Origin of the sequence: Herminiimonas sp. Marseille-P9896 (genome assembly GCF_903993245.1) — a bacterium.
Taxonomy (GTDB): Bacteria; Pseudomonadota; Gammaproteobacteria; order Burkholderiales; family Burkholderiaceae_D; genus Oxalicibacterium; species Oxalicibacterium contaminans.
In genome coordinates this window covers 1-26282 of record NZ_CAJEVT010000002.1, presented here as the reverse complement: position 1 = coordinate 26282, position 26282 = coordinate 1, and the positions used below count along the sequence as shown (strand labels likewise).

Sequence of the window (26282 nt, the reverse complement as noted above, 5' to 3'; positions counted from 1 at the left end):
TCAGAAGCGCCTTAGGTTCATAACAGTTTGGCGAGCGACACTTCAGTCGCTTTCACCAGTGCCACCACTTCGGTACCGATCTTCAATTCCAGATCCTTGACCGAGCGTGTGGTGATGACCGAAGTCACGATACCGGCTGGTGTTTCCACATCGACTTCCGAGACGACCGGGCCTTCGATGATGGTGCTGATTTTTCCTTTGAATTGATTACGTGCGTTGATTTTTTCGATGCTCATGCTATTTCCTTCGTGTGGGTTAAAAATGTATTTCGATCAAACAAGTTAAACGGCCCAGGCAAACTGGTTCACTGTTTTCAGCAGTGAAACATCGCCCAGGGAAGATTCATCAGCGTCAGCCGAAGGCGGTATCTGCAATACATGCGCCAGAATTCTTTCTTCCAGCTGTGCAAACGTGGCATTGCCACGTGCGCGTGGTCGTGCCAGCGGTATGCGTTCATCCAGCGTGATGCGGCCATCCTCGATCAGCACCACGCGATCCGCCAGGGCAATCGCTTCCTGCACATCGTGAGTCACCAGCAAGGCGGTAAAGCCGCGCTTTTGCCACAAGGTTTCGATCAATTGCTGCATCTCGATACGCGTCAGTGCATCCAGTGCGCCGAGCGGTTCATCGAGCAATAACAATTCAGGGTCATGCACCAGCGCTCGTGCCAGCGCCACGCGCTGACGCTGGCCACCGGACAGGACTGCTGGCCATTCACCAGCACGCTCTTCCAGACCGACCTGACGCAAGGCTTGCAGCGCATCGTCTTTCTTCGGCAGACCGAGTGCGACGTTGTCGAGCACACGCTTCCATGGCAGCAGGCGCGAGTCCTGGAACATGATGCGGGTTTCCGGCGCGGTCTTGCCATCGCCAAAAGTCAGCGTGCCGCTGTCTGCTGTTTCCAGTTCCGCCACCAGGCGCAGCAAGGTACTTTTACCGCAACCACTGCGACCAACCACGGCGACGAATTCGCCCGGCTCCAATGTCAGTTCGATCGCTTTCAGTACTTCACGACCGCCATAGGATTTGTACAGGCTCTCAACCGCAACGCGGATGCCACGTCGCGTGTCCGGCGCAGCGGACAATGCCTGCTGTTCTGTTTGATTAATTTGCATAAGCTGTCTCATTCTTAATGACGGTAACCAGGATGCCAACGCAACCAGTAACCTTCCAGCGCGCGCGATACCACGTCAGCCAGCTTGCCCAGCAAGGCATACAGCAGGATGCCTACCAGCACGATGTCGGTTTGCAGGAACTCACGCGCATTCATCGTCATGTAACCGATGCCGGATTGCGCCGAGATGGTTTCTGCCACGATCAGCAATACCCACACCAGACCCAGCGAGAAGCGCACGCCAACCAGGATCGAAGGCAAGGCACCTGGCAGAATCACATCGCGATACAACGACCAGCCTGACAAGCCATAACTCTTGGCCATCTCGATCAAGCCTTTATCGACCGAGCGTATGCCGTGGAAGGTATTCAGATACACCGGAAAGAACACTCCCACTGCGACCAGGAAAATCTTCGAGGTTTCTTCTATGCCGAACCACAGGATGACCAGTGGTATCAAAGCCAGCGCCGGAATATTGCGTATCATCTGCAAGGTGGTATCCAGCAATGTCTCTGCCGTCTTGAAGGTACCGGTCAGCAAACCCAGCAACAAACCCAGTCCGCCACCGACCGCGAAGCTGGTAGTGGCACGCCACAAGCTAACCTTGACGTGGGTCCACAACTCGCCGGACAGTGCCAGCTCCCATGCTGCTTTCGCTACTGCAAACGGCTCCGGCAAGATGCGGCTGGAGAGCCAGCCGATTTGCGAAGCAAATTGCCACACACTGATCAACAGTACAGGCACTATCCACGGCACCAGCTTTTTCAGACCGCTGGCACGCCAGCTTGATGGCGTCCTGGCTGCGGCAGTGCTGCCGGTAGCGAGATTAGGGAGAACGGCACTCATCAGGATTCCTTAGCTCTGTGAAATTTTAGGCAGGATGTCATTGGAAATGACTTCGCCGAATGGACCGGTCAAGACCGCTTCCCCCGAACGCGCCTTGCCTTTGCCCAGCAATGGGAATACCAGTTCGGCAAAGCGATATGACTCCTCCAAATGCGGATAGCCGGACAGGATGAAGGTTTCGATACCGAGATCGGCATATTCCTGCATACGTGCGGCGACCGTTTCCGGGTCACCCACCAAGGCGGTACCTGCGCCACCACGTACCAGTCCGACCCCGGCCCACAGATTAGGTGATACTTCGAGCTTGTCCTTTTTACCGCCATGCAATGCCGCCATGCGGCGCTGGCCTTCCGAATCCATCTTGTTGAACGAAGCCTGTGCCCGCGCGATCAGATCGTCATCGACGTACTTGATCAATTCATCGGCGGCTTTCCATGCCTCTTCATTGGTTTCGCGCACGATCACGTGCAGGCGTATGCCGAACTTCAAGGTACGACCGTGTTTAGCGGCACGTGCACGCATGTCGGCAATTTTTTCCGCCACGGCAGCCGGTGGTTCACCCCAGGTCAGGTAGACATCCACCTGTTCTGCAGCCAATTCATGCGCTGCTGGTGACGAGCCGCCGAAGTACAGCGGCGGATATGGTTTTTGTACTGGCGGGTACAAGGTCTTCGCGCCCTTGACCTGTATATGCTTGCCGGCGAAATTGTAGCCTGCATCACCGCCCTCACCAGACAGGGAGGCGCGCCATACTTTCAGGAATTCATCGGTGATTTCGTAACGCTCGGAATGGCTCGCATGCAGGCCATCAGCTTCCAGTTCAGCCTGATCACCGCCGGTCACGACATTGATCAACAAACGGCCTTTCGACAAACGATCGAAAGTAGCGGCCATGCGCACGGCCAGACCTGGTGTACTCAAACCCGGGCGTACCGCGACCAGGAATTTCAATTGTTTGGTTACTCCGATCAGGCTCGATGCGGCCACCCATGCGTCTTCGCACGAACGACCGGTCGGCAGCAATACGCCGTCGTAACCCAGCGTATCTGCCGATACAGCGACCTGTTTCAAATAATCGAAATCAACCTGACGCGCACCTTTGGAGGTACCCAGATAACGACTATCGCCATGTGTCGGCAAAAACCAAAATACATTCAAACTCATGATCTCATTCCTTCAAACAAACTGGCGCTAGCGCCGTGCTGCATTACTTAACGCTTGGCCGAAACCAGCGCATCCTTGACTGTGATTTTTTTCGGGATCAGTTTCAGATTGCTGAATACATCGGCAATCTTTTGCTGTTCGGCGATGACTTCTGCGGTTACCGGTTTTACGCCATATGAATAACGTTTCGCTGCCAGTTCCACACTAGGCTGGTCGAGGCCGGTCTGGGCTGCCAGGATATTCGTGACTTCTTTCAGGTTCTTGCTGCTCCACTGGTCTACTTGATCCAGCTCATGCAGCAAGATGGAGATAATTTGGGGGTTCTTCTCTGCGTAGCCACGCGATGCCAGGAAGAACTGGTGATTCGCAACGATGCCGCTACCGTCAGCCAGTACGCGTGCGCCGATTTGCTTTTCTGCTGCGGCCAGGAACGGATCCCAGATCACCCATGCATCGACGCTGCCGCGCTCAAACGCTGCACGTGCATCGGCCGGAGCGAGGAAAATGGTTTCGATATCCTTGTAATCGAGACCTGCTTTTTCCAGTGCCTTGACCAGCAGGTAATGCACGTTCGAACCTTTGTTCAATGCGACCTTTTTACCTTTGAGATCGGCCACGGTTTTCAGTGTCGAGTTCTTCGGCACGATGATGGCTTCGCTGGTAGGCGAAGGCGGCTCATTGCCGACATACACCAGGTCCGCACCTGCAGCCTGGGCAAAGATAGGTGGCGCTTCACCGACGGTACCGAAGTCGATGCTGCCTACATTCAGGCCTTCCAGCAAGACAGGGCCGGCCGGGAATTCTGTCCATTTCACTTCTATGTTTTCTGCTGCCAGGCGCTTCTCGAGCGAGCCGCGACCTTTCAGGATGACCAGCGTGCCGTACTTCTGGTAACCGATGCGCAGCACAGTTTTGTTTTGTGCACCCGCGAAGTTAGGCAAACCGATGCTGAGTGCACCTACTGCTGCCGCCGACAAATATCCCAGGGTGCGCCGCTTGGCCTGACGCTTATCGTTCGCATTGCTCATGTCGTTTTCCTTGTTATGCAAAATTTTGAGAAAAAAGTTCCCCATCGGTGCCGTAGCACCGATTTTTTTCAAACTACCGGATAGATATTTGTGCGGCTAAACTGCTGCTTTGGCTAACTGCGCAGCAGCGTTCAAACTAACGCTCGATCAAACACTGCAACGCACGCTGGAGAAAGGAATCGAGTCGAACTCGTTGAGTGCTACTTCATTCAGCGCAGACAAGCTGGCAGAGAGGTTCTCTATGCCATCGCTTACGCGCTTGGCTATCGCCGGGTCCAGAGTCAAGCCCTGCTCTGCAGACCAGTTGATCTGCAGGTCTGTCGCATAAATGCTCGGCAATACATGCTTGGCATCCAGCGCCGACAACACAGGACGCAAACCGTAATCGAGGGCCAGCATATGAGACTGGCTGCCACCTGTCGCCAGGGGCAAGACCAGCTTTCCACGCAAGCCATCCTGTGGCAGCAAGTCGAGGAAGGCTTTCAGTATTCCGCTATACGCCGCCTTGTAGACCGGCGTAGCAATCACAACTGCATCCGCCTGCGCGACTTGTTCCCGTGCCACCCGCAACAACTCATCATTGAAATCTGCATGCACCAGTGCCTGGGCAGGCAAATCACGTACATGCAGCTTCACATAACGATGTCCCAGCAGTGCCAGTCTTTCGCCTACGTGATGCAGCAAGCGGGTAGAACGTGATGGTGTTGAAGGACTACCCGCGAGCAACAAAATATTCATTTCTGTTCCAAAGAATGATGCAGATTATTTTTTACCTGGTTGATAGATCTGGTCGAACACGCCGCCATCAGAGAAGTGTTTCTTCTGTGCTGCTGTCCAGCCGCCTACGTCCGCAATCGTGTACAACTTCAGTTTCGGGAATTGCGCTGCATATTTCTTCGCTACTTTTTCATCGATAGGACGATAGTAGTTTTGCGCTGCGATTTCCTGACCTTCGGTCGAGTACAAGTACTTCAGGTAAGCTTCAGCAACTTTGCGTGTGCCACGACGATCGACCACTTTGTCGACAACTGCAACTGGTGGTTCAGCCAGGATACTGGCAGACGGAGCAACGATTTCCACCTTGTCCGGGCCGAGTTCCTTGATTGCCAGGATGGCTTCGTTTTCCCATGCCAGCAGCACGTCGCCGATACCGCGTTCAACGAAAGTAGTGGTCGAACCGCGTGCACCGGAATCCAGCACTGGTACGTTTTTGTACAGCTTCGAGATGAAGTCGGTCGCAGTTGCTTCAGTGCCGCCTGGTTGTTTCAATGCATACAGCCATGCTGCCAGGTGATTCCAGCGTGCGCCGCCCGATGTTTTTGGATTTGGTGTGATCACTGATACGCCTGGTTTGACCAGATCGTTCCAGTCCTTGATGCCTTTAGGATTGCCTTTGCGAACCAGGAACACGATGGTCGAAGTGTAAGGTGAGCTATTGTGCGGCAGGCGTTTTTGCCAGTCTTTGGCCAGCAAGCCGTGCTCTGCAATCGCATCGATGTCATATGCCAGCGCCAGGGTGACTACGTCCGCTTCCAGACCATCGATCACCGCACGGCCCTGTTTGCCCGAACCACCATGCGACGCTTTCAGTTTGAGGTCGTCACCGGCCTTGGCTTTCCACTCTTTGGCGAAAGCTTTGTTAAACTCTTGATACAGTTCACGCGTCGGATCGTACGAAACGTTCAACAACGACACTTCAGCAGCATGTACGCTAGGCGCAACCAGCGCGATTGCGAATGCGGTTCCTAGCAATTTCTTCAGCAACATTTTCTTCCCCTTGAGCGATTTCGTTTCTGGAGATTGAAGATTAAATTGCTGCCGACAAAAACAAAACGAATTGTTTCTTCGTTCCTTATGCGTTTTATGCATAAGGAATATCTCGCCTTCTGCTGAAGAATCCCGTCTTTTCCAGCTTGCACCCCATTCTTCATTTGTTGCTAGACTAAAAAAGACCACCCTGAAAGGAATGCACGCAATGAAGTATCAGCAACTTGGAAAAACAGATATCAAAGTAAGCAATATCGCACTAGGCACCATGACCTGGGGCGAACAGAACACCGAAGCAGAAGCCCACGCGCAACTGGATATGGCAATCGCTGCTGGCGTCAACCTGATCGATGCCGCAGAAATGTATCCGGTGCCGCCCAAGCCGGAAACACAGGGCCTGACCGAACGCTATCTCGGTAGCTGGCTCAAGAAATCCGGCAAGCGTGATCAATTGATCATCGCCACCAAAGCCGCTGGCCCTGCCCGACTGCCCCACCAGCCACAACATGTACGCAATGGCCAAAACAGTTTTGACCGTACCAGCCTGACCGAAGCCTTGCACGGCAACCTGGAACGCCTGCAAACGGATTACATCGACCTGTATCAGCTGCACTGGCCGGATCGCACTGTGAATATTTTTGGTCGGCAGAATTACACACACCACCCGGATGAAGACACGGTACCGATTGCCGAGACGCTGTCAGTGCTGGCTGACTTCGTTAAACAAGGGAAAATACGTTACATCGGCGTCTCGAATGAAACACCGTGGGGACTCGCGCAATTTCTGCGCGCATCGGAACAATTGAACTTGCCACGCATAGTCAGCATCCAAAATCCGTACAGCCTGGTGAATCGTTACTTTGAAATCGCCCTGTCGGAGTTCTCGCATCAGGAACAGATAGGCTTGCTCGCCTACTCGCCACTCGCGTTCGGTGTGCTGTCTGGCAAGTACCTGAACGGTGCACGCCCTGCTGATGGCCGCATCACCCTGTTTGAGCGCTTCGTGCGCTACAAGGCACCGCAAGTGGAAACCGCGGTGGCAGCCTACGTCGCACTGGCGCACAAACATGGTCTGGACCCGGCGCAGATGGCACTGGCATATGTCAACACACGACCGTTTTTAACGAGTACGATTATCGGTGCAACCACGCTGCAGCAATTGCAAAGCAATCTGGATAGCATCAATCTCGAACTCAATGCAGCAGTACTGGACGGTATCGAAGAAATTCATAACCGACATGCCAATCCCGCAGCATGATATCGGACATGCATGAGTAAATAAGTCAACGCAGTACTTCTCCCACGAAAGGAAGGTCATGAGCAAAACTTATAACGTCGCTGTTGTTGTCGGCAGCCTGCGCAAGGATTCGATGAATCGCAAGATGGCGCAGGCACTCGCCAAGCTGGCACCAGAATCATTGAAACTGACCATAGTGGAAATCGGCGATCTGCCGCTTTTCAATCAGGATCATGAAGGCACACCTACACCAGCCGTCAGTGATTTCAAGAACAAGATCAAATCGGCGAATGCCGTGTTGTTCGTAACGCCTGAATACAATCGCTCGGTACCTGGCGTGCTAAAGAACGCGATAGACACCGGCTCACGTCCTTATGGTCAAAGTGCGTGGACCGGCAAACCCGGTGCTGTGGTCAGCGTCTCGCCGGGTGCAGTCGGTGGCTTTGGTGCCAACCATCATTTGCGTCAGGTACTGGCATCTGTCAATGTACCAACCATGCCGCAGCCAGAAGCCTACATTGGTAACGGCGGCAAGCTCTTCGACGACAAAGGTGATATCACCGAGCCCTCGACCGCTGAATTCCTGAAAAAATTCCTGATCGCTTTTGATCTCTGGATAGAACGCAATATTTGATACGTAAACTGAAAACGGCGTAACAAGGCAGATGCCTCGTTACGCCGTTTTTTATTGGGGGGCTGCTTAAAATCGCTTCATGCGCCAACGAATACCGGCCACAAAATCACCAGCCAGGTTGCACACGCCAGCAACAAGGCCAGCATCACCGCAGCACTGCCCAGATCCTTGGCATTCTTCGATAAAGGATTGCGCTCCAGCGAGACGCGATCCACGACGGCCTCTATCGCCGAATTCAATAATTCAACTATCAACACCAGCACGAATACACCTATCAGCACCAGCTTCTGTAATGCGGACACCGGCAACAGCAATGCTGCTATCGTTGCGATCACCACGACGATCAGCTCCTGGCGGAATGCATGCTCGCCCTTCCATGCAGTCTTGAATCCAGCGATCGAATAGCCGAACGCGGAAAAAATTCGCTTCAGGCCGCTTTTGCTTTTGAATTCACTAACTGGTGGTTCTTGATTGATCATGCGATACACGGTGTAGGTGGAAAAACGCCCAGGCGGCGGAATAATGCAGCGCAATAGACTGCAGCGATTATCGGTGCAAGCCAGATTGGGCACAAGCGCCGCAAAGTTGTCAATTGTCACCGCCTGGACGTGAACATGGCGTTAAGCAAGCTTGTTACCACGCAATTAAATGAAAGTAGACTTTTGTCATCTTTCACAATGTGATATAAAGTCTGGACTGCAATGCACAAACCAGAACATGAAAACAGCAATTAATGCAGAGACAGACAAAACCTCGATTCAAGTCATAGAACGCATGGTGGCGCTACTGGATGCCCTGGCACTGTACCCGGACCCAGTCAGCCTGAAAGAGCTTTCCAGCGTGACTGGCTTGCATCCTTCCACTGCGCATCGCATCCTCAACGACCTGGTTATCAAACGCTTTGTCGATCGTTCCGAGCCCGGCACCTACCGGCTCGGTATGCGTTTGCTTGAGCTGGGCAATATCGTCAAAAGTCGCCTCGATGTGCGCGAAGCTGCACTCGACCTGATGCGTCACCTGCATCGCAAAACCAATCAAACCGTGAACCTGTCGGTACGGCAGAACGATGAAATCATCTACATCGACCGTGCCTTCTCCGAGCGTTCCGGCATGCAGGTGGTACGTGCAGTCGGCGGACGTGCCCCTTTGCACCTGACCTCGACCGGCAAGCTCTTCCTGTCTATCGATGAGCCACGCATGGTGCAAGCCTATGCGACCCGCACCGGTCTCGCCGGTCACAACAAAAACTCGATTACCGACCTGAAGAAGCTGGAAGGCGAACTCAATCAGGTACGTCTGCACGGCTATGCACGCGACAATGAAGAGCTGGAGCTGGGCGTGCGCTGTATGGCGGCAGGCATCCATGACGACACTGGCAGGCTGATCGCAGGTCTCTCCATCTCTGCTCCGGCCGATCGCTTGCAGGAAGAATGGCTGGCTGACCTGATGGAAACTGCGAAGCAGATTTCAGCAGCACTGGGCTATAGCGAAGCGAACTAAAGACCGCAGCGAATTGAGCGGCAAATAAAAAAAGGCGAACCGTAGTTCGCCTTTTTTATTAATCAAACGTCAGGCTCAATCAAGCTTTCTTCGCATCAGAGCTTTGCCTCCCTGCACTACGCCATATACAAACATGGCCATATAAAACCAAACTCCCCAAAAGAGAAGAAATACCAGTGACCCTACCTCAAATGAAAATGGTGGTATATCAGAAGGAGATGAATCGCTTTCAGCGAAGACCATGAGTACCCCCTGCACCAGTACAACCAACATGCCAATAAGTACGCAAACGCGACTAGCCCTGCTCGCGGACCAGAAGCGGATGGCAACGACAGCAGACGGCACCACAACCGCAATAAATCCCACAAACAGCACAACCCAATAGCCTGCACTGAATTCCATTTAATCGCCCAAAAAGTAAAAACGGCAAGATCCGAAATCGAATCCTGCCGTTAGAAAAATCAGCTAGTTCTTTAATTCAAAAATCAGCTCTCAACCGCTCTGCGCTTGCCCGCAATATTTTGCGGTTGCGGATGCTGGGTTTCCAGCCATTTGCGTATGCGCGCTGCGTCACCCAGACGGGAGAGCTTGCCTTTGGAATCCAGGAAGATCATGACGATAGGACGACCATTGATGTTGGCTTGCATCACGAGGCAGCGACCTGCTTCAGAGATGTAGCCGGTCTTCTGGATACCGATTTCCCAATCAGGATTATTGACCAGACGATTCGAGTTTGCGTATTGCAGGGCACGGCCACCTGGTTCGACTACATATTTGGTATCGGTCGAATACTGGCGCAGTATCGAGTGATTGGAAGCTGCGATCACCAGCTTGGCCAGGTCGGCAGCGCTTGCCACGTTGTTGCTGGAGAGGCCGGTCGAATCCACATAATGCGTACCGCTCATGCCGAGCGCACGTGCTTTTGCATTCATCGCTGCGACGAAAGCGCGGATGCCGCCCGGGTAGTGACGACCGAGTGCCGATGCAGCACGGTTTTCCGAGCTCATCAATGCAATGTGCAGCATGTTTGCACGTGACAATTGCGAACCTACGCGCAGGCGCGACGAGCTATTTTTTTCGCGATCGATATCTTCGTCCGTCACTTCCAGGATTTCATTCATATCCTGCTGTGCTTCAACCACGACCAGGCCGGTCATCAGTTTGGTGATCGATGCAATCGGCAAAGTCACGTTCGCATTTTTTTCAAACAATACTGCCGATGTCGATTGATCCAGTACCAGCGCTACGTTCGATGCGAGTGCCAGGGAATCACGCGTCATGTTGAGACCAGCGATGTCGCCAGCTGTCAGCACTGGTGGCACTACGGTCATGACTGGTTTCGCTACGCGTTGGTAGATGACTTTCTTTTTGCCTCGCACGACGACTTCTTTCTTTACCAGCTTTTCATTGCTGTTAAGCGAAGTGGTGTTGCGTGCTTGTTTGGTGTTTTTGCTGCTGGCTTTGGCAGTACTTTTTGGCGCTGCAGTTTTTTTGCTGCTGGCTGCGGATTTGCTACTCGCTGCGGTCTTTTTGGATGCGGTCTTAGCAGGCGCTTTGGAAGCTGTTTTAGCTGGTGCCGCCTTCTTGGCAGCAGACTTTTTAGTCGCAGCAGAACTCGGCTCTTTAGCCAGCGCCGTGGGGGCGTTGAAAACGATAAATGATGAAAAAAGTATCCCCAGCGCGGACTTAAGCATCTGCGACTCCCCAAAACGTACGATGAAATATGGCTTGCAGTTTAGCAAATCTCTAAAAATGTGCAAGAGAATTAGATAGTTAGCTGTTTTCATTAATCTATTTTCTAACTATCGATATCTTTTTTTTCACACATTTGGTGCATTTTTTATGAGAAATAAGCTGATTTTCGATAAAAATTAGTTTCCTTGAAACAACGAATTTCATAGGAGAAACGCCTGAAAAAACCTACTTTTTCACTACAAAAGCCACCCCTATCACAGCAAGCAACATGCCTGCGATGCCGATCAGGCTGAAAACCTCGCCAAACGCCGCCCAAGCCATCAAGGCTGTGGTCGGCGGCGTCAAATACAGGAGGCTGGTGACTTGGGTCGCTGCGCTTTTACGTATCAAGGCAAACAACAGGAAGATCGCGCCTATGGAAAGCGCAACCACAGACCAGAGCAAGGCGCCGATGAAGCTGGGGGTCCACTCTACGGTCTGCAAGGCAGGCGAGAAATCCTCGAAGATCATTGCCAGCGGTACCACCACGGCGCAAGACGCCGCGAATTGAATAATCGTACCGGTACGCAGATCGAAATGCGGGCAATAACGCTTCTGGTACATGGTACCTATCGTGATCGACAGCAGTGCCATCACACACAGTGCGATGCTGCCCCAGGTCAGGCCAATCACGGTGATCTTGTTAGCCACCACCAGCGCCACACCGCACAGGCCGAAGATCAGGCCTATCCACTGGCGCGGCCGCACCTTCTCACCGATCAGCGGCGCAGCAAACGCCGTCAGTACTGGTTGCATGCCGACGATCAGCGCCGATAAACCGGCCGGCATGCCGAGTTTGATCGCACACCAGACGCCTGCCAGGTAACCCGCCTGCACCAGGATGCCGGCCACCGCAATGTGCCGCATGCTGCCGACCGGCCACGGCGCACGCAGCAGCAAGACCAGCGGCAGCAGGATGATGAGTACGCCTATGAAGCGCAAGGCGAGGAAGGTCAGCGGCGGCGCATAAGGCAGGCCGAATTTCGCCACGATGAAGCCCGTACTCCAGATCAGTACGAAGAAAAACGGCATGGCGGCGAGCCAGGGACTAGGGGTACTGCGTGCTTCTGTGGACATTTCTGCTTTCTGTGCGGCGTCTATGTGCGCCTGCATTATCTTTGGTGCCGTCCCCTACCGGGAAAACGGCCTTACTGCAGCTGAAACCTTTGTTTTCCAGGCTGGATATTTATTTTGTGCAACGCAACAAAAAGTGCTTGACATGCCGTTTGCAATGACTAAAAATGAGTTCATGTTGCGACGCACAACAGAATTTTAACCCATGTAGTTAGATATGCCCTTCATATAAAGGAGTAGCCCATGTTTACTATCCCTGAGCAATTTTCGGCGGCCACCAAACATCAGTTTGAAGCACAGCTCGCGATCCTGAACTCGCTGGCCAGCACCACTTTCGACAGCGTACAGAAAATCGTCGACCTTAACCTGAACGCGGCAAAAACCTCTTTGCAGGAATCCAGCGCGACTGCGCAAAAACTGGCTACCGCCAAAGACCCACAAGAATTCTTTTCGCTGAGCGCTTCGCACGCACAGCCGAATGCTGAAAAAGCACTGGCATATGGTCGTCACCTGGCCAGCATCGCGACCAGCACCCAGGCTGAATTTACCAAGGCAGCAGAAACACAAATCGCTGAAACCAATCGCAAGGTCTTGTCGCTGATCGACGAGCTGAGCAAGAACGCTCCAGCTGGTTCGGAAAACGCTATCTCTATCCTGAAGTCGGCAATCGGCAATGCCAACGCCGGTTACGAACAACTGTCGAAAACCACCAAGCAAGCGGTAGAAGCATTGGAAGGCAATTTGAATGCTGCGGCAAATCAGTTTGTCAGCGCAGCAGAAAAAACCACTACACGCTCACGCAAATCGTAATACGTCACCGAGTCTCCTCACTGGCCGCAGACTCACACTGCAGCGCCATGTTTATGCCCCCTTCTGCGGGGCATTTTTTTATCCTGCTTTTTGTGCGAATCAACGCCTGCCGACAGCAATCGCACGCGCCAGGATGATGACCGGCACGATAGCGATCATCACGATAGTCAAAGCAGGTAGCGCTGCTTCACCCAAGCGCTCATCGGATGCCAGCTGATGGGTAATCACGGCCAGCGTATCGAAATTGAACGGGCGTATCGTCAGCGTCGCAGGTAATTCTTTCACCACATCGACAAAGACCAGCAAACCAGCCGTCAACACACTGCGCCACAGCAAAGGCACATGGATGCGCATCAGCATCGCGCCCAGTCCTTCGCCCAGGCTGCGCGCACTCGCATCCATCGCTGGTGTGATCTTCAGCAAACCCGCTTGTACGGTCTGGAAAGAAACCGCGAGGAAGCGCACCAGGTAGGCATACACCAATGCAATTACGCTGCCACTGAGAACCAGTGTCACGCCGTGTTGTGCATTCCAGTTATCGAGATAGGACAAGGGAATCAGGATACCGACTGCGATCACCGCACCCGGAATTGCATAACCCATGCTGACGATACGATTGCAGAGCGCTTGTACCTTGCTGTTGGATACGCGCGCTGCATATGCGAGCAAAACGCAAATCGCGACGGCGAGCAAGGCGGTGATGCCGCCGAGGACAACGGTGTTTTTTAACCAGCCGATATAGCGTGCGCTAAAGCTGATGACTTCTTCCTGCCACAACAGATGCAACAGGATGGCCAGCGGCGCAAAGAAACCCAGCACCACAGGCAAGGCGCAGAATGCCGTCGCGGCCCAGCCCTGCCGACCTTGCAGCGTCGTCAATCTTTGCGCCGCGCTACGCGCACCTACCGCATAGTAACGTGCGCGACCGCGACTCTTTTGCTCCATCAGCATCAATGCCATCACTGCCAGCAACAGCACGCCCGCGATTTGCGCCGCCGCATTGCGATCAGAAAAGATGTACCAGGATTTGTATATGCCAGTCGTCAGGGTCGGCACACCGAAGTAAGCGACCGCACCGTAATCAGCCAGCGTTTCCATCAGCGCCAGCGCAATCCCGGCCACCGCAGCAGGTCGCGCCAAAGGCAAGCTCACCTGGAAGAAGGCTTGCCACGGACTCGCACCCAGCGTGCGTGCCGCATCCCACATGCGCGGACTGCGTTCTATGAAAGCATTGCGTGCCAACAGATAGACATACGGATACAGGACAAAGGCGAACAGCAAACCGGCACCGCCGACCGAGCGTATCTGCGGGAACCAGTAAGTCGGCCCCTGCCAGCCAAACAAGGCTCGCAAGCCGCTTTGCACGGGACCAGTGAACTGCAGGAAATCGGTGTACGCATACGCGACCACATAAGCGGGCATCGCCAGTGGCAGGATTAGCGCCCACTCAAAGAATTTTTTACCGGGGAATTTGAAGACAGCGACCAGCCAGGCACAGCCTATACCCAGCACGGCAGTCAGCACCGTCACGATCAGGGCCAGTAACACACTATTGCCTACGTACTCCGGCAATACCGTCGACCACAGATGCGCAAAGGTACTGAGCTCCGCGCCCGCGCCGCCGGACAGCAGATTCGACAGCACACCGGCGACCGGCATGCCGACCAGCACCGCAATCACAAGCGTAACCAGCAGCAAGGGATGCAGTGATCCGCTTTGTCCTTTAAGCACGCAAATAGCCCTATATATAAAAACGCATGAATACGCCGCGATGAGCGAAACGAGAATTATAATCAATAGCCCATTTCACCCAGCCAATTATTTCCGGAACCCTGCGTCTCATGTCAGCCATTCCTATTCCGTCAGCGCATTTGCAAGTTGAGTCTATCCGCGTGGGCTACCAGCTCGGTGCCCAGATGCATGAGATCGTGCACAGCTTGTCCTTCGCCTTGCAACGTGGTGAGATCGGCTGCCTGCTTGGCCAATCGGGTTGTGGCAAAACGACGGTGCTGCGCGCGATTGCGGGATTTGAATCACTGATTGCAGGCCGCATCGCACTGGGCGGCAAGGAACTCAGCAACGCACAGCACACCACCGTGCCGGAAGCGCGTCATGTCGGCGTGGTATTCCAGGACTACGCACTGTTCCCCCATCTGTCGGTGAGCGACAACATAGGCTTCGGCTTGCGCAAACTGGCGACCAGCGAACGCAATGTGCGGATTAAGAAATTACTGAAACTGGTAGGCTTGCAGGTGCAGGACAAAAAATTCCCGCATGAGCTATCCGGTGGCCAGCAACAACGCGTGGCGCTGGCACGCGCACTCGCACCGCAACCTGATCTCTTGCTGCTGGATGAACCCTTCTCCAACCTCGATGTGGACTTGCGCGAACGACTCGCCAGCGAAGTACGCGACATCCTGAAAGAAGTCGGTACCACTGCGGTACTGGTGACGCATGATCAGCATGAAGCATTTGCCATCGCCGACCAGATCGGTGTGATGCAAGACGGCGTCATCGTGCAATGGGACCAGGCTTATAACCTCTACCACAGACCGGCCAGCCGCTTCGTCGCTGATTTTATCGGACAAGGCGTATTCGTACCCGGCACCGTGAATCAGCTGGATGTTGCAATAGAACTCGGAACCTTGCCGCTATGCCAGGGCTTGCCGGTTTGTGAGGTCGACGAACAGGGAGAAGTGGATGTCTTGCTACGCGCTGATGATGTGATACACGATGACAGCAGTCCGCTCAAGGCCGAAGTGATACGCAAGGCTTTCCGCGGCGCAGAATTCCTCTACACCTTGCGCCTGCCTAGCGGCCAGCAATTACTGGCGCTGGTGCCGTCACATCATGACCATGCATTGGGTGAACACATAGGCATACGCGTCGAAGCCGACCACGTTGTGACCTTCCCGCGGCAAGACTAGGCTCGCCCGCGCTTGATTAGACGTGCTGTAATTCCAGCTTGCGCTGTTTCAGCTCTGCCAGCAGTTTGTCAAAGGCCAGCGCGCCCTGCTCTGCATCACCTTTCACGCCCAGCTCTATGTGTCGGCGCGTATTCGCATCACCGACGCTAGGCAGGCTGAATACTTTCACCTGTGGGAATTCGCTCTCTATCTCTTCCATCAATGGCGTCAGTGCAGACTCCATCGCCTGATAGACCAATACCGATTTTTCGAAGTGTGCGAACTGGTGGAACAGATGCGGATAGTGGGTATCCAGTATCCACTCTATCATCGGCCATGCCATTACCGGGAAACCCGGCATGAAGTAATGCGCACCGCCCTTGCCGTGCTGGATAGAGAAACCCGGGATTTTGTTATACGGGTTAGGCACGATCTCGGCACCTTGCGGGAACTCGCCCATCTTCAGGCGATGCAGGTTTTCCGGTTTATTCAGATCAAACGGCACGTTCGCTTCCTGCGCCATCTCCAGCATGCGTTCCTGGATTTTTTGTTTGGCTTCCGGATGTAATTCGACAGGCACACCTAGCGCGGCGGCCGCGCACTGGCGTGTATGGTCATCCGGCGTCGCACCTATGCCGCCACAACTGAAAACAATATCGTCGCTGGCAAAGGTACGCTTCAGGGTCGCGGTAATACGCGCGCGGTCATCACCCACCACTTCCGCCCAGGACAAGGACAGGCCACGTGCTGCCAGCAACTCCACCACTTTGGGGAAATGCTTGTCACTGCGTTTGCCGGAGAGGATTTCGTCGCCGATGATGATGAGTCCGAATGCCATGTTCTTCCTTCTTGCGTCAGGGATGAGGTGTATTTGTAGGGTCGGTGTTTTCAGATGCGGGCAAGGCGATCACGCTTACTGTCGCTGCCTTCGCTTGCTCCGCCGCAGCCTGTTCGGCGCGATACTGGGTCAGTGCATCCATGCAGTAATGCTGGAACCACAAGCCACTGAAGATAAAGACCAGCACATACAGCCAGATCGCACCCGCTGCCAACACCGGGAAAAAGATCACCGACAAAGCGCCACCCAGCCACAGCAAAGTGGGCGCAGCACCCATCGCGCCAGTGATCGCGCCTATCACCAGCAATTGCCAGCGGTGTATGCGCAGGATGATTTTGCGTTCTGCCGGATCAGCATGATCGGCCAGTGCGTCGTAAGCCATTACGCGATACGTCAGCCAGCCCCACAGCAACGGCTGGATCACAAAGGTCAGCGGCGGTATCAGCGAAAGCGGCAAAGTGATCAGCCACAGCACGAGGAAGACGGTGAAGGATGAAGTCGACATCCACAGGCTGCCGAAGAAGGTACCGCCCTTGCGTGCTTCCAGGTCCTTGTAACGCCGACTGCCTACATGCTTAACGATGGCCGGCATCGCCATCACACCGACAAAGATCAGCGCCGTCAGTATCATCAGCGGCAACAAAATCCACATCGCAATCAGCGGCACCACCACTGTCTTGAGCGCTCCCATGCCCAGCCACATCAGTAACTCGTTGGTGACGCGGAAGCCGTCATTTTCCACAAAGTAATTTTGCAGCCAGTCAATCATGGTTTGCAGGTACAGCCACAAACCTATACCCCAGACGATAATCGACAGCACGAACGGAATCACGCTCAGCATCAGCATCCTGAAATGCAATTGCGATAAAAGTGCTCGTCCGAAAGAAGTGAATACCGGGCGCATGATGAAAATATCCTTAGAAAAATCTATTCCGTACCGACCTGCCGCGGCAGGAAAAGCCCACACCGTACGGGTCAGCCATTTTACCGTGTCGGCCTGCGGCGCGCCTGCGCCGGGCCAGCTACTGTTAAAACCAAATCCACCTGCTACAATCTGCTCCACTTTCTGACTACATTTTTAAAGGAACCACATGGCTACCACCTCGACCTCCTCCGGCCTGCAATACGAAGACAAAGTAGTAGGCGACGGCGCTGAAGCAACTGCAGGCGCGCACGTGACCGTACATTACACCGGCTGGCTGCAAAACGACGACGGCAGCGCAGGCGCCAAATTCGATTCGAGCAAGGATCGTGGCGATCCGTTCCAATTCCCACTCGGCGCTGGTCATGTGATCAAAGGCTGGGACGAAGGCGTACAAGGCATGAAAATCGGCGGTACCCGTACCCTGATCATCCCATCGTCGCTCGGCTACGGCGCACGCGGTGCTGGTGGTGTAATTCCTCCGCACGCTACCCTGATTTTTGAAGTGGAATTGCTGGGCGTTTAAGACTCGTTCCGCTACGCTCCACCACGGATACACCTGTCAACTTTCTTAAAGGAACAGATATGAGCCTGCAAGAGCAATTCGAGCAAGCATTAGCCGACTCCAAGACTTTGCCGGAGCGTCCGGACAACCTGACGCTGCTGAAAATCTACGGTTTGTTCAAACAGGCCAGCAGTGGCGATGCAACTGGCGAACAGCCAGCGATGACAGACTTCGTGGCTCGTGCCAAATGGGATGCGTGGAACAATCTGCAAGGCACGTCGCAAGACGATGCCAAGCAGCAGTACATAGACCTGGTAAATGATCTGAAAGGCTGATCTGCCACCACAACAAAAAGCCCCGTCACGACGGGGCTTTTTTATTTGGAACCAAGTAAATACTCAGGCAGCTTCGGCAAAATACTTCTTCATATTGCGCGCCACTTTTTCCTGCAGCGGGCCGGCAAAAGCCTTGAACAAGAAATCCAGCGTGATATCGATTTGCGCTTCTTTCTCGCGCAAGGCCAGCGTACCGGCCACACCACTGCGCTTGAACGACAGGGTGTCGCCCTCCCATTGCGTGGTCATATCGAATTCTGCCGCCATCCTGTCCGCGACTTTCTGGGCCGCGTCTTTTGCCTGTTGCAGCGGGAGCTGATGCTCCTGCGTGATACTGATATCTGCCATGTGCTTACTTCTTCGCTTTCACTTCCGGGTTGAGTAAATTCGGTGGTTGCTGGCCGCTCATGGCTGCTGCCAGATTGGCCGAAGCGCAATCCGCCATCGCCCGGCGGGTTTTTTCCGAGCCGCTGCCTATGTGCGGTGTCAGCACCACATTCGACAAGGTCAGGAAATCAGGGTGCAAGGCTGGCTCGTTTTCAAACACATCCAGCCCCGCCGATGCGATGCGGTTCTCACGCAAGGCAGCGATCAGCGCTACATCATCGACGATGCCGCCACGTGCAATATTCACCAGCGTTGCGGTCGGCTTCATCAGCGCCAATTCGGCCGCGCCTATGATGTGATGCGTTTGCGGCGAGTATGGCAAGACCAGGATCAGGTGATCAGCACCGCGCAGCAATTCTTCCTTGCTGACATAACGTGCGTTGTTAGCATAGGCTTCCTGCTCTGGCGTCGCGCGCGAGCGGTTGTGATAAATCACGTTCATATCAAAGCCCATCGATCGACGTGCGATCGCCTGCCCGATGCGACCCATGCCAAGAATACCCAGCGTCGCGCCGTGGATATCCGCACCGAGGAAGCTGTCGAAACGCCAGTGCTTCCAGTGACCAGCACGCAGCCAATGCTCGGATTCGCAAACACGGCGCGCATTCGACATCAACAGCGTCCACGCATAATCAGCGGTGGTTTCGTTCAGTACATCCGGTGTATTCGTTACCATCACACCGGCGGCGGTTGCTGCTGCCACATCGATATTGTTATAACCGACGGCGACGTTACAGATGGCTTTCAATTGCGGATTGGCGGCAATCACTTCTGCCGTCATTTTTTCGCTGGCGGTGATCACCACAGCATCCTTGCCCTGCATTTTTTGCAGCAACTCGGCAGGAGAAAAAATCTTGTCTTCCTGATTCGATTCAACTTCAAACTTCTGCTGCAAGCGTTCAATCACGTCGGGAAACGTTGCGCGCGCGACGAGTACTTTCGCCTTCATATATCTCTCCTCAGGTGAAAAAAATGAACGTCATTAAAACAAACAGGGGAATCAGAATCGCACACGACCAGGCCATATAGCCAAAGAAGGACGGCATCTTGATGCCGCGTTCTTCGGCTATTGCCTTGACCATCATATTCGGTGCATTCCCGATATAACTATTGGCACCCATGAACACCGCACCGGCAGAAATCGCAGCCAGCGTGGCGGCCATAGTCGTCATCAGGATCTGCGCATCACCACCGGCAGTGTTGAAGAAAACCAGATAGGTTGGCGCATTATCGAGGAAAGAAGACAGGATGCCGGTCGCCCAAAAATACATGGCATTGATAGGCTGGCCACTGCCATCGGTAACGGCGCGCACGATGCTGGAAAAAGCACCCGCTTCGCCGGCACGCAGCATCGCAATCACCGGAATGATGGTGATGAAGATACCGGCAAACAGCTTGCCGACTTCCTGTATCGGCCCCCAGGAAAATTCATTGCCACTGCGCGCACCCTTGGGCGTCACTGCCAGCGACAGGAAAATCACCGCGATCAATGCGCCGTCGCGCAACAGGTTTTGCAGTTCCAGCGTATTACCGAACAGCACATAGGAAACACCGGGCTTCCAGAAGCCACTCAGCAATACCATCACGACGATGATGCCCAGCAAAACGAAATTGATCTTGCCCTCGAAACGGATCGCTGAATCCGGTGTCGGGTCCAGTTCAGGCGGCTTCACTTCTTCGCGCTTGTGATAGTAGTGACTATCCAGCAGGTAAAAAATAATCAGCAAGGCTACACACAGGAAGATGGTGGGCGCGAACAGATGTTTAACCGTCCAGAAAAAATCGACCCCTTTCAGGAAGCCGAGAAACAGTGGCGGATCGCCCAGCGGCGTCAGCGCACCGCCAGCATTCGCTACCAGGAAAATAAAGAAAATCACGATGTGCGCTGCGTGCTTGCGATTATCGTTGGCGCGTATCAGCGGGCGGATCAAGAGCATTGCCGCGCCGGTGGTACCCATGAAGCTGGCGAGGACAGTGCCTATCGCCAGCAAGCCGGTATTCAGCGCTGGCGTACCGTGCAAATTACCGCGTACGCATATCCCGCCCGCTACCACAAACAGCGAAGTAATCAGGATCAGGAAAGGAAAGAATTCAGCGACAAACGCATGTACTGCACCATGTACCGCAGTCGACGCACCAAAGAAATAAGCGCATGGCAACAAAAAGGCCAGTGACCAGGCGGCCGTCAGTTTACCGAAATGGTGATGCCAGAAAGCAGGCGTCAACAAAGGACAAAGTGCGATGGAGAGCAGTAGTCCAGCAAAGGGTATCCCCCACAAAACTGACAGGCCATTACCATTTAACTCTGCCGCGCCGCACAGGGCTGGGCTCAGGGCAAGCATGCCGACGAGGAAATTTGCGCGCATGGGGACTCCGTATTGAGGGGATGCCATTTTAGCCCAGAAAAATCATGTCCACCCGGCAATCCCGGGCCAGGCTGCAGCCGCAGCGATCCGGAAAAAACGCGCGCCGTGCCGCGACATAAGACGCTCAACGCATTTGCTTATTCGGAATCGGTATAAGAGTGGTTTGTGGGAAATAGCGATTTGCCTTAAAATACAACGCTTTGCGGCTGCAATAAGGCGGGTCTTAAATACCTGCTGTCATGACCAGGCAGCCGATGCTTAATTCAAATATTTACAGTTAGGACTGGTATGACCCACGTAGTAACCGATTCCTGCATTCTTTGCCGTTACACAGACTGCGTAGATGTGTGTCCGGTTGATTGCTTCCGCGAAGGCCCGAATTTCCTGTCTATCGATCCGGATGAATGTATCGATTGCGCAGTATGCGTAGCTGAATGCCCTGTCAACGCGATCTATGCAGAAGAAGATGTGCCGGCTGACCAGCAGCACTTCATCCAGCTCAACGTCGAGTTGTCGCGCGCATGGCCATCGATCACCAAAACCAAACCACCTATGGCTGAAGCCGAAGAGTGGAAAGACAAAACAGACAAGCTGCAGTACCTGGAACGCTAAGCTACCGCTATCCGATAAAAACGCCCTCTGGTTCGCCACAGGGCGTTTTTTCTTGTGTGGCCTGGCAACAAAAATTATTGTCTTGGCAACAACATAATGCTGCTTTACATCCGATAAACGTTGTTTAACGTAGAATAGTTATCAATGGTGCATTGCAATATAATGGCTTTGTCCCGACAATCAATTGACCACTGTCAACGAAAGAAGTCTCTATGCTTTATCAATTGCATGAGCTCAACCGCAGCCTGCTCAATCCGCTGATCCAATGGGCGGAAGCATCGTCCAAACTGTTTAGCGATCCCGTTTCCCCTTTAGCCTATACACCTTTTGCCCAGCCTATCGCGGCTGGTTACGAATTGATGTATCGCCTTGGCAAGGATTACGAGAAGCCGCATTTCGGTATCAGCTCGGTCAGCGTCAAGGGCAAGGACGTCAAGATTATTGAAGAAGTGGCAGAAGAAAAATCCTTCTGCACGCTGCTGCATTTCAAGAAGGATTTGAGCGCGAAGGCATTTGCCGCACTCAAGCAACCCACCATATTACTGGTCGCACCATTGTCCGGCCACCACGCTACCTTGCTGCGCGATACCGTACGCAGCCTGCTGGTCGAGCATGATGTCTACATCACCGACTGGCGCGATGCGCGCATGGTGCCGCTGACTGAAGGCCCGTTCCACCTGCACGATTACATCTATTACATCCAGGATTTCATCCGTCAACTCGGACCCAACCTGCATGTGATTTCAGTGTGCCAGCCTACCGTACCGGTACTGGCTGCGATTTCACTGATGGCGAGCGAACGTGATCCGCACCTGCCCAAGTCGATGACCATGATGGGCGGCCCTATCGACCCGCGCAAATCGCCGACGCAAGTCAACAACCTCGCTACCGAGAAACCATATTCGTGGTTTGAGAACCAGGTCATACACAGCGTGCCTGCCAGCTATCCAGGCTTTGGCCGCAAGGTCTATCCGGGCTTCCTGCAGCACGCCGGCTTCATCGCGATGAATCCGGGTCGTCATGCACAAAGTCACTGGGACTTCTATATGCACTTGCGCGAAGGCGACAACGAATCAGCGGAAGAACATCGCAAGTTTTACGATGAGTACAACGCGGTGCTGGATATGCCTGCCGAGTACTACCTCGAAACCATCAAGACCGTGTTCCAGGAACATCGCTTGCCGCTAGGTACCTGGGAAGTGGAAGGCAAGCTGGTCAAGCCGCAAGATATCAAGACTGTTGCGCTGTTCACCATCGAAGGTGAGCGCGATGACATTTCCGGCCTGGGCCAGACCCATGCGGCGCAGGAATTGTGCTCGTCTATCCCCAAAGCCAACAAGCAGCAATTCACCGCACCGCAGTGTGGGCATTACGGTATTTTCTCGGGTCGCAAATGGCGCGAGATCATTTGCCCGCAAATTAGCGACTTTATTGCGAAGCATTCTTAATTAGCGCAGCCCGAGGCAAAAAAATCGGGCTGCAAACCCCTTCCCGCCCTTTTCTATTTGGCGCAGTCGCCCGGATAAGACGATAATCTTGTTTTATCCCTTACACGACTGCTGTGTCTCCACCTAGCCAAAAATCGCTCGCCGATCAGCTTGAAGATCTGCTGCCCCAAACGCAATGTACGAAATGTGGCTATCCCGCATGCCGTCCGTATGCGGAAGCGATAGCCGACGGTAGCGCCAACTACAACCAATGCCCGCCTGGTGGTATAGAAGGCGTGGCGCGTATGGCGAAATTGCTCGGCAAGCCTGTCATCCCCATCAATCCGGTCAATGGCCATGAGCGCCCGCGCCCGGTCGCCGTCATCGACGAAAGCCTGTGCATAGGCTGCACGCTGTGCATACAGGCGTGTCCGGTGGATGCGATAGTCGGTGCTGCCAAACAAATGCACACCATCGTCAATGACCTGTGTACCGGCTGCGACCTGTGCGTCGCACCGTGCCCGGTCGATTGCATCGCAATGGTCGACGTCACCCCTGGCAGGACGGGTTGGGATGCATGGTCACAGGCGCAGGCTGACGACGCACGTGCACGCCACGATTTCCGCACGCAGCGCCTGAAGCGCGAAAAAGAAGAAAACGACGCACGGCTGGCCGCCAAGGCCGCCTCCAAACTGCAGGCCGTGCAAGCTGAAACGCCGATCTCGGAAGAAGAAAAAGCCGAACAGGCACGCAAGAAAGCCATCATCCAGGCCGCGATAGAACGCGCCCGCCTGAAAAAAGAACAAGCGGAAAAGGACGCCAAGTAAATGAACGCAGAAAAACGACGCGAGATATTTACCCGACTCCGCGCTGCCAATCCGCACCCGACTACCGAACTTGAATACCAAACCCCGTTCCAGTTACTGATCGCCGTGCTGCTGTCGGCACAAGCCACCGACGTTTCCGTCAACAAGGCAACGCGCAAACTGTATCCGCATGCAGGAACACCGAAAAAAATCTATGCGCTCGGCGTCGAAGGCCTGATCCCTTACATCCAGACCATAGGCTTGTATCGCACCAAGGCGAAGAACGTCATTGAAACCTGCCGCATCCTGATTGCCGAACATGGCGGCGAAGTGCCGCGCACACGCGAAGCACTGGAGGCATTACCGGGGGTGGGTCGCAAGACTGCGAACGTGGTGATGAATACGGCTTTTGGTGAACCGACCATCGCGGTCGATACACACATCTTCCGCGTCTCGAATCGCACCGGCCTGGCGCCGGGCAAGAACGTCGACATTGTCGAGCAAAAGCTGATGAAATTTGTCGCACCGGAATTCCAGCAAGATGCGCATCACTGGCTCATCCTGCACGGACGTTACACCTGTATCGCGCGCACGCCTAAATGCTGGAATTGTGTGATTTCGGACTTGTGTGAATACAAGTCCAAGACACCGCTGCCTGCCAAGGGCGTATAAGCCCCTGGCTTTATCCCTGCTTACAGCACGATCGCGCAAGCCGCTTCAAAGGTCAGGCGTGGCAAACGCGGTTTGATTTTTTCGTGGTCGCCATAGCCGATGCTGCAAATAAAATTGGCCTGTACTTTAGTACCGACGAAGAAAGCCTCGTTCACTTTCGCTGCATCAAAGCCCGACATCGGACCGCAATCCAGGCCGATAGCGCGTGCTGCCATGATGAAGTAAGCACCTTGCAATGAAGAGTTACGGAAGGCGGTGTCTGCAGTCAGCTTTTCATCTGCATTGAACAGTGATTGCGCATCCATGTGCGGGAACAATTGCGGCATCTTGCGCGGAAAGGCCATATCCATGCCGATGATGGCGGTGATAGGTGCGGTCAATACTTTCTGCACATTACCAGCGGAGACGCAGGCTGCCAGTTTTGCTTTGGCTTCCGGCGACTTGATGAAGGCGATACGGGCCGGTTGCGAATTCATCGAGGTCGGCGCCCACTTCATCAATTCGTAGATCTCACGCAACTGACCATTGGTCACCGGTTTGTCGGTCCAGACGGTATTGGTATGGGCTTTGGTAAAGAGGGTATCGAGCGCTTCCTGGTTCAACATGGCGACTTTCATTTTCAAAGTTTCAAAAGGCATGCCCTGACGGACTGCAATCGGGGCTAAATCGGTGACAATAGCCGCTATGGTATCCGAAACCAGGCCAGCAGTTCAGCGCCAAGCCACGTACAATGTCGGTCTGTGCCTAATGTCCGGCTCTTTTATGCAGCTTTTTATGCAACCTTGAGCAGCTTCTGAATCCATGTTTACACCTTCACAACACGACGTACGTCGCTTTTTCTGCGAAACTTTCCGCAAGCAACGTGCGAATGAAATCCTCACTCCGCTGGAAGCTATCGCCCGTGACTGGATCATTCAGCACCCGGAATACGCGGATGCGTTGACAGACGTCGAAGCAGCGCTGGCACAGGATTACACGGTGGAATCTGGCCAGGCCAATCCGTTCTTGCACCTGTCCATGCATTTATCGATCGCTGAACAGATTTCGATCGACCAGCCGCCCGGCATACGCGCCGCCTATACCGGACTGGCGCGCCGCCTGGATTCCGAGCATGAAGCACACCATCACATCATGGAATGCCTGGGAGAAATGATCTGGACTTCGCAGCGCAGTGGTTTGCCGCCTGACGGAGCGGCTTACATAGAATGCATCAAGCGCCGCTAAACGCACTCCATCTTCCGACCATCAGGCGAAACCAGCTTAGACGAACTCGCCTATCTTCTTGATCACCGCATTCCGCACCGAACCGCTGACCACAAACGATTGCGCTACCGCGATATCGTTGTGGAACCAGCGATCACCATCGAGGCAGGCTGGGATCTGTTTGCGGATTTCAGTATAGGCAGCCTGCGTCCCCTGACCCAGCACCACACCCGGTAACAAGTCTTCGGTCATTGTCAGTGCTTGTGCTGCCAGCAGCATTTCCACACCGATGATGTATTGCGTGTTGGCGACCACCGTTGCCGCCTTGCGTGCGCACCAGGTCGAATTGGAGACGTGGTCTTCGCTATTGCCTTTGGCCGGGATGCTGTCAACGC

At 54.1% G+C, this 26282-nt stretch carries 31 protein-coding genes; 12 read left to right on the top strand and 19 right to left on the bottom strand.

Annotated features, from left to right (window positions below; translation table 11 throughout):
- Nucleotides 1-17: 17 nt before the first annotated feature.
- The 7 genes from H7U06_RS05760 to H7U06_RS05730 all read right to left on the bottom strand — a co-directional run bounded on the left by H7U06_RS05760 (nucleotide 18) and on the right by H7U06_RS05730 (nucleotide 5919).
- Nucleotides 18-236, bottom strand: a complete 219-nt coding sequence (locus H7U06_RS05760) for a molybdopterin-binding protein (protein WP_124573425.1) — start codon at nucleotides 234-236, stop codon at nucleotides 18-20.
- A 45-nt stretch (nucleotides 237-281) separates the two neighbouring features.
- Complete coding sequence (locus H7U06_RS05755; protein WP_175625245.1) at nucleotides 282-1115, bottom strand: ATP-binding cassette domain-containing protein; 834 nt, start codon at nucleotides 1113-1115, stop codon at nucleotides 282-284.
- 14 nt (nucleotides 1116-1129) lie between these two features.
- Entirely contained in the window at nucleotides 1130-1960 is an 831-nt protein-coding gene (ssuC, locus tag H7U06_RS05750; RefSeq protein ID WP_175625244.1) for an aliphatic sulfonate ABC transporter permease SsuC, read from the bottom strand.
- Between the two features lie 9 nt (nucleotides 1961-1969).
- Nucleotides 1970-3118 carry an FMNH2-dependent alkanesulfonate monooxygenase gene (gene ssuD / locus H7U06_RS05745; RefSeq protein WP_175626046.1) on the bottom strand — a complete coding sequence of 383 codons (1149 nt, stop codon included), beginning with the start codon at nucleotides 3116-3118 and terminating at the stop codon, nucleotides 1970-1972.
- Between the two features lie 53 nt (nucleotides 3119-3171).
- A complete protein-coding gene (locus H7U06_RS05740; RefSeq protein ID WP_175625243.1) occupies nucleotides 3172-4152 on the bottom strand; it encodes a sulfonate ABC transporter substrate-binding protein in 981 nt (326 codons plus the stop codon).
- Nucleotides 4153-4299: 147 nt separating this feature from the next.
- Nucleotides 4300-4890, bottom strand: coding sequence for an NADPH-dependent FMN reductase (gene ssuE, locus H7U06_RS05735; protein WP_124573421.1), 591 nt, complete (start codon nucleotides 4888-4890; stop codon nucleotides 4300-4302).
- A gap of 24 nt (nucleotides 4891-4914) precedes the next feature.
- Nucleotides 4915-5919, bottom strand: a complete 1005-nt coding sequence (locus H7U06_RS05730) for a sulfate ABC transporter substrate-binding protein (RefSeq protein ID WP_175625242.1) — start codon at nucleotides 5917-5919, stop codon at nucleotides 4915-4917.
- A gap of 208 nt (nucleotides 5920-6127) precedes the next feature.
- Here H7U06_RS05730 and H7U06_RS05725 point away from each other — a divergent pair, with 208 nt between their 5' ends.
- Entirely contained in the window at nucleotides 6128-7177 is a 1050-nt protein-coding gene (locus tag H7U06_RS05725; RefSeq protein WP_175625241.1) for an NADP(H)-dependent aldo-keto reductase, read from the top strand.
- A 58-nt stretch (nucleotides 7178-7235) separates the two neighbouring features.
- Nucleotides 7236-7790: an NADPH-dependent FMN reductase gene (locus H7U06_RS05720; protein ID WP_175625240.1), complete on the top strand. Its 555-nt coding sequence runs from the start codon at nucleotides 7236-7238 to the stop codon at nucleotides 7788-7790.
- A 77-nt stretch (nucleotides 7791-7867) separates the two neighbouring features.
- On the opposite strand, the gene H7U06_RS05715 is transcribed toward H7U06_RS05720, so the two are convergent.
- Nucleotides 7868-8269, bottom strand: a complete 402-nt coding sequence (locus H7U06_RS05715) for a diacylglycerol kinase (RefSeq protein WP_175625239.1) — start codon at nucleotides 8267-8269, stop codon at nucleotides 7868-7870.
- Nucleotides 8270-8507: 238 nt separating this feature from the next.
- Here H7U06_RS05715 and H7U06_RS05710 point away from each other — a divergent pair, with 238 nt between their 5' ends.
- The gene (locus H7U06_RS05710; protein WP_175625238.1) at nucleotides 8508-9290 is read left to right on the top strand and encodes an IclR family transcriptional regulator; all 783 of its coding nucleotides are present in this window, start codon (nucleotides 8508-8510) and stop codon (nucleotides 9288-9290) included.
- A 75-nt stretch (nucleotides 9291-9365) separates the two neighbouring features.
- Here H7U06_RS05710 and H7U06_RS05705 read toward each other — a convergent pair whose 3' ends face one another.
- The 3 genes from H7U06_RS05705 to H7U06_RS05695 form a co-directional block, all read right to left on the bottom strand.
- Nucleotides 9366-9692, bottom strand: a complete 327-nt coding sequence (locus H7U06_RS05705; RefSeq protein ID WP_175625237.1) for a hypothetical protein — start codon at nucleotides 9690-9692, stop codon at nucleotides 9366-9368.
- Between the two features lie 83 nt (nucleotides 9693-9775).
- Nucleotides 9776-10984 (bottom strand): D-alanyl-D-alanine endopeptidase, encoded by a 1209-nt coding sequence (gene pbpG / locus H7U06_RS05700; RefSeq protein ID WP_370458606.1) that lies wholly within the window; start codon nucleotides 10982-10984, stop codon nucleotides 9776-9778.
- A 226-nt stretch (nucleotides 10985-11210) separates the two neighbouring features.
- A complete protein-coding gene (locus tag H7U06_RS05695) occupies nucleotides 11211-12101 on the bottom strand; it encodes a DMT family transporter (protein WP_175625236.1) in 891 nt (296 codons plus the stop codon).
- A gap of 240 nt (nucleotides 12102-12341) precedes the next feature.
- Here H7U06_RS05695 and H7U06_RS05690 point away from each other — a divergent pair, with 240 nt between their 5' ends.
- Complete coding sequence (locus H7U06_RS05690; RefSeq protein ID WP_175625235.1) at nucleotides 12342-12908, top strand: phasin family protein; 567 nt, start codon at nucleotides 12342-12344, stop codon at nucleotides 12906-12908.
- Nucleotides 12909-13007: 99 nt separating this feature from the next.
- On the opposite strand, the gene H7U06_RS05685 is transcribed toward H7U06_RS05690, so the two are convergent.
- Nucleotides 13008-14639 (bottom strand): ABC transporter permease, encoded by a 1632-nt coding sequence (locus H7U06_RS05685; protein ID WP_370458605.1) that lies wholly within the window; start codon nucleotides 14637-14639, stop codon nucleotides 13008-13010.
- A 110-nt stretch (nucleotides 14640-14749) separates the two neighbouring features.
- Here H7U06_RS05685 and H7U06_RS05680 point away from each other — a divergent pair, with 110 nt between their 5' ends.
- Nucleotides 14750-15835 (top strand): ABC transporter ATP-binding protein, encoded by a 1086-nt coding sequence (locus H7U06_RS05680; RefSeq protein WP_175625234.1) that lies wholly within the window; start codon nucleotides 14750-14752, stop codon nucleotides 15833-15835.
- Nucleotides 15836-15851: 16 nt separating this feature from the next.
- On the opposite strand, the gene H7U06_RS05675 is transcribed toward H7U06_RS05680, so the two are convergent.
- Together H7U06_RS05675 and H7U06_RS05670 are read right to left on the bottom strand one after the other, a co-directional pair.
- On the bottom strand, nucleotides 15852-16652 hold the full coding sequence (locus tag H7U06_RS05675; RefSeq protein ID WP_175625233.1) for a molybdopterin-binding protein: 801 nt from the start codon (nucleotides 16650-16652) through the stop codon (nucleotides 15852-15854).
- 16 nt (nucleotides 16653-16668) lie between these two features.
- The gene (locus H7U06_RS05670) at nucleotides 16669-17556 is read right to left on the bottom strand and encodes an EI24 domain-containing protein (RefSeq protein ID WP_254873143.1); all 888 of its coding nucleotides are present in this window, start codon (nucleotides 17554-17556) and stop codon (nucleotides 16669-16671) included.
- Between the two features lie 187 nt (nucleotides 17557-17743).
- On the opposite strand from H7U06_RS05670, the gene H7U06_RS05665 reads away from it, so the two are divergent.
- Complete coding sequence (locus H7U06_RS05665; protein ID WP_012078588.1) at nucleotides 17744-18100, top strand: FKBP-type peptidyl-prolyl cis-trans isomerase; 357 nt, start codon at nucleotides 17744-17746, stop codon at nucleotides 18098-18100.
- Between the two features lie 59 nt (nucleotides 18101-18159).
- The gene (locus tag H7U06_RS05660) at nucleotides 18160-18414 is read left to right on the top strand and encodes an acyl-CoA-binding protein (protein WP_175625232.1); all 255 of its coding nucleotides are present in this window, start codon (nucleotides 18160-18162) and stop codon (nucleotides 18412-18414) included.
- Nucleotides 18415-18477: 63 nt separating this feature from the next.
- Here the strand turns inward: H7U06_RS05660 and H7U06_RS05655 are convergent, their stop codons facing one another.
- Genes H7U06_RS05655 through H7U06_RS05645 form a run of 3 tightly spaced genes read right to left on the bottom strand, consistent with a single transcriptional unit; the run spans nucleotide 18478 to nucleotide 21167 of the window.
- Nucleotides 18478-18762 (bottom strand): polyhydroxyalkanoic acid system family protein, encoded by a 285-nt coding sequence (locus H7U06_RS05655; protein ID WP_175625231.1) that lies wholly within the window; start codon nucleotides 18760-18762, stop codon nucleotides 18478-18480.
- Nucleotides 18763-18766: 4 nt separating this feature from the next.
- Entirely contained in the window at nucleotides 18767-19750 is a 984-nt protein-coding gene (locus H7U06_RS05650) for a D-glycerate dehydrogenase (RefSeq protein WP_175625230.1), read from the bottom strand.
- Nucleotides 19751-19760: 10 nt separating this feature from the next.
- On the bottom strand, nucleotides 19761-21167 hold the full coding sequence (locus tag H7U06_RS05645) for a sodium:proton antiporter (protein ID WP_175625229.1): 1407 nt from the start codon (nucleotides 21165-21167) through the stop codon (nucleotides 19761-19763).
- Between the two features lie 288 nt (nucleotides 21168-21455).
- Here H7U06_RS05645 and fdxA point away from each other — a divergent pair, with 288 nt between their 5' ends.
- The 4 genes from fdxA (at nucleotide 21456) to nth (ending at nucleotide 24684) form a co-directional block, all read left to right on the top strand.
- Nucleotides 21456-21779 (top strand): ferredoxin FdxA, encoded by a 324-nt coding sequence (fdxA, locus tag H7U06_RS05640; protein WP_175625228.1) that lies wholly within the window; start codon nucleotides 21456-21458, stop codon nucleotides 21777-21779.
- Between the two features lie 212 nt (nucleotides 21780-21991).
- A complete protein-coding gene (locus H7U06_RS05635; RefSeq protein ID WP_175625227.1) occupies nucleotides 21992-23227 on the top strand; it encodes a polyhydroxyalkanoate depolymerase in 1236 nt (411 codons plus the stop codon).
- Between the two features lie 95 nt (nucleotides 23228-23322).
- Nucleotides 23323-24033: an electron transport complex subunit RsxB gene (gene rsxB / locus H7U06_RS05630; RefSeq protein ID WP_175626043.1), complete on the top strand. Its 711-nt coding sequence runs from the start codon at nucleotides 23323-23325 to the stop codon at nucleotides 24031-24033.
- Complete coding sequence (gene nth / locus H7U06_RS05625) at nucleotides 24034-24684, top strand: endonuclease III (RefSeq protein WP_175625226.1); 651 nt, start codon at nucleotides 24034-24036, stop codon at nucleotides 24682-24684.
- Between the two features lie 20 nt (nucleotides 24685-24704).
- Here nth and H7U06_RS05620 read toward each other — a convergent pair whose 3' ends face one another.
- Nucleotides 24705-25322, bottom strand: coding sequence for a malonic semialdehyde reductase (locus H7U06_RS05620; RefSeq protein ID WP_254873141.1), 618 nt, complete (start codon nucleotides 25320-25322; stop codon nucleotides 24705-24707).
- 163 nt (nucleotides 25323-25485) lie between these two features.
- Between H7U06_RS05620 and H7U06_RS05615 the strand changes: the two genes are divergently transcribed.
- Nucleotides 25486-25908, top strand: coding sequence for a DUF1841 family protein (locus H7U06_RS05615; RefSeq protein WP_124573400.1), 423 nt, complete (start codon nucleotides 25486-25488; stop codon nucleotides 25906-25908).
- Between the two features lie 36 nt (nucleotides 25909-25944).
- Here the strand turns inward: H7U06_RS05615 and H7U06_RS05610 are convergent.
- On the bottom strand, nucleotides 25945-26282 hold a 338-nt coding region (locus H7U06_RS05610), incomplete at its 5' end, for an aromatic amino acid lyase (RefSeq protein ID WP_175625225.1).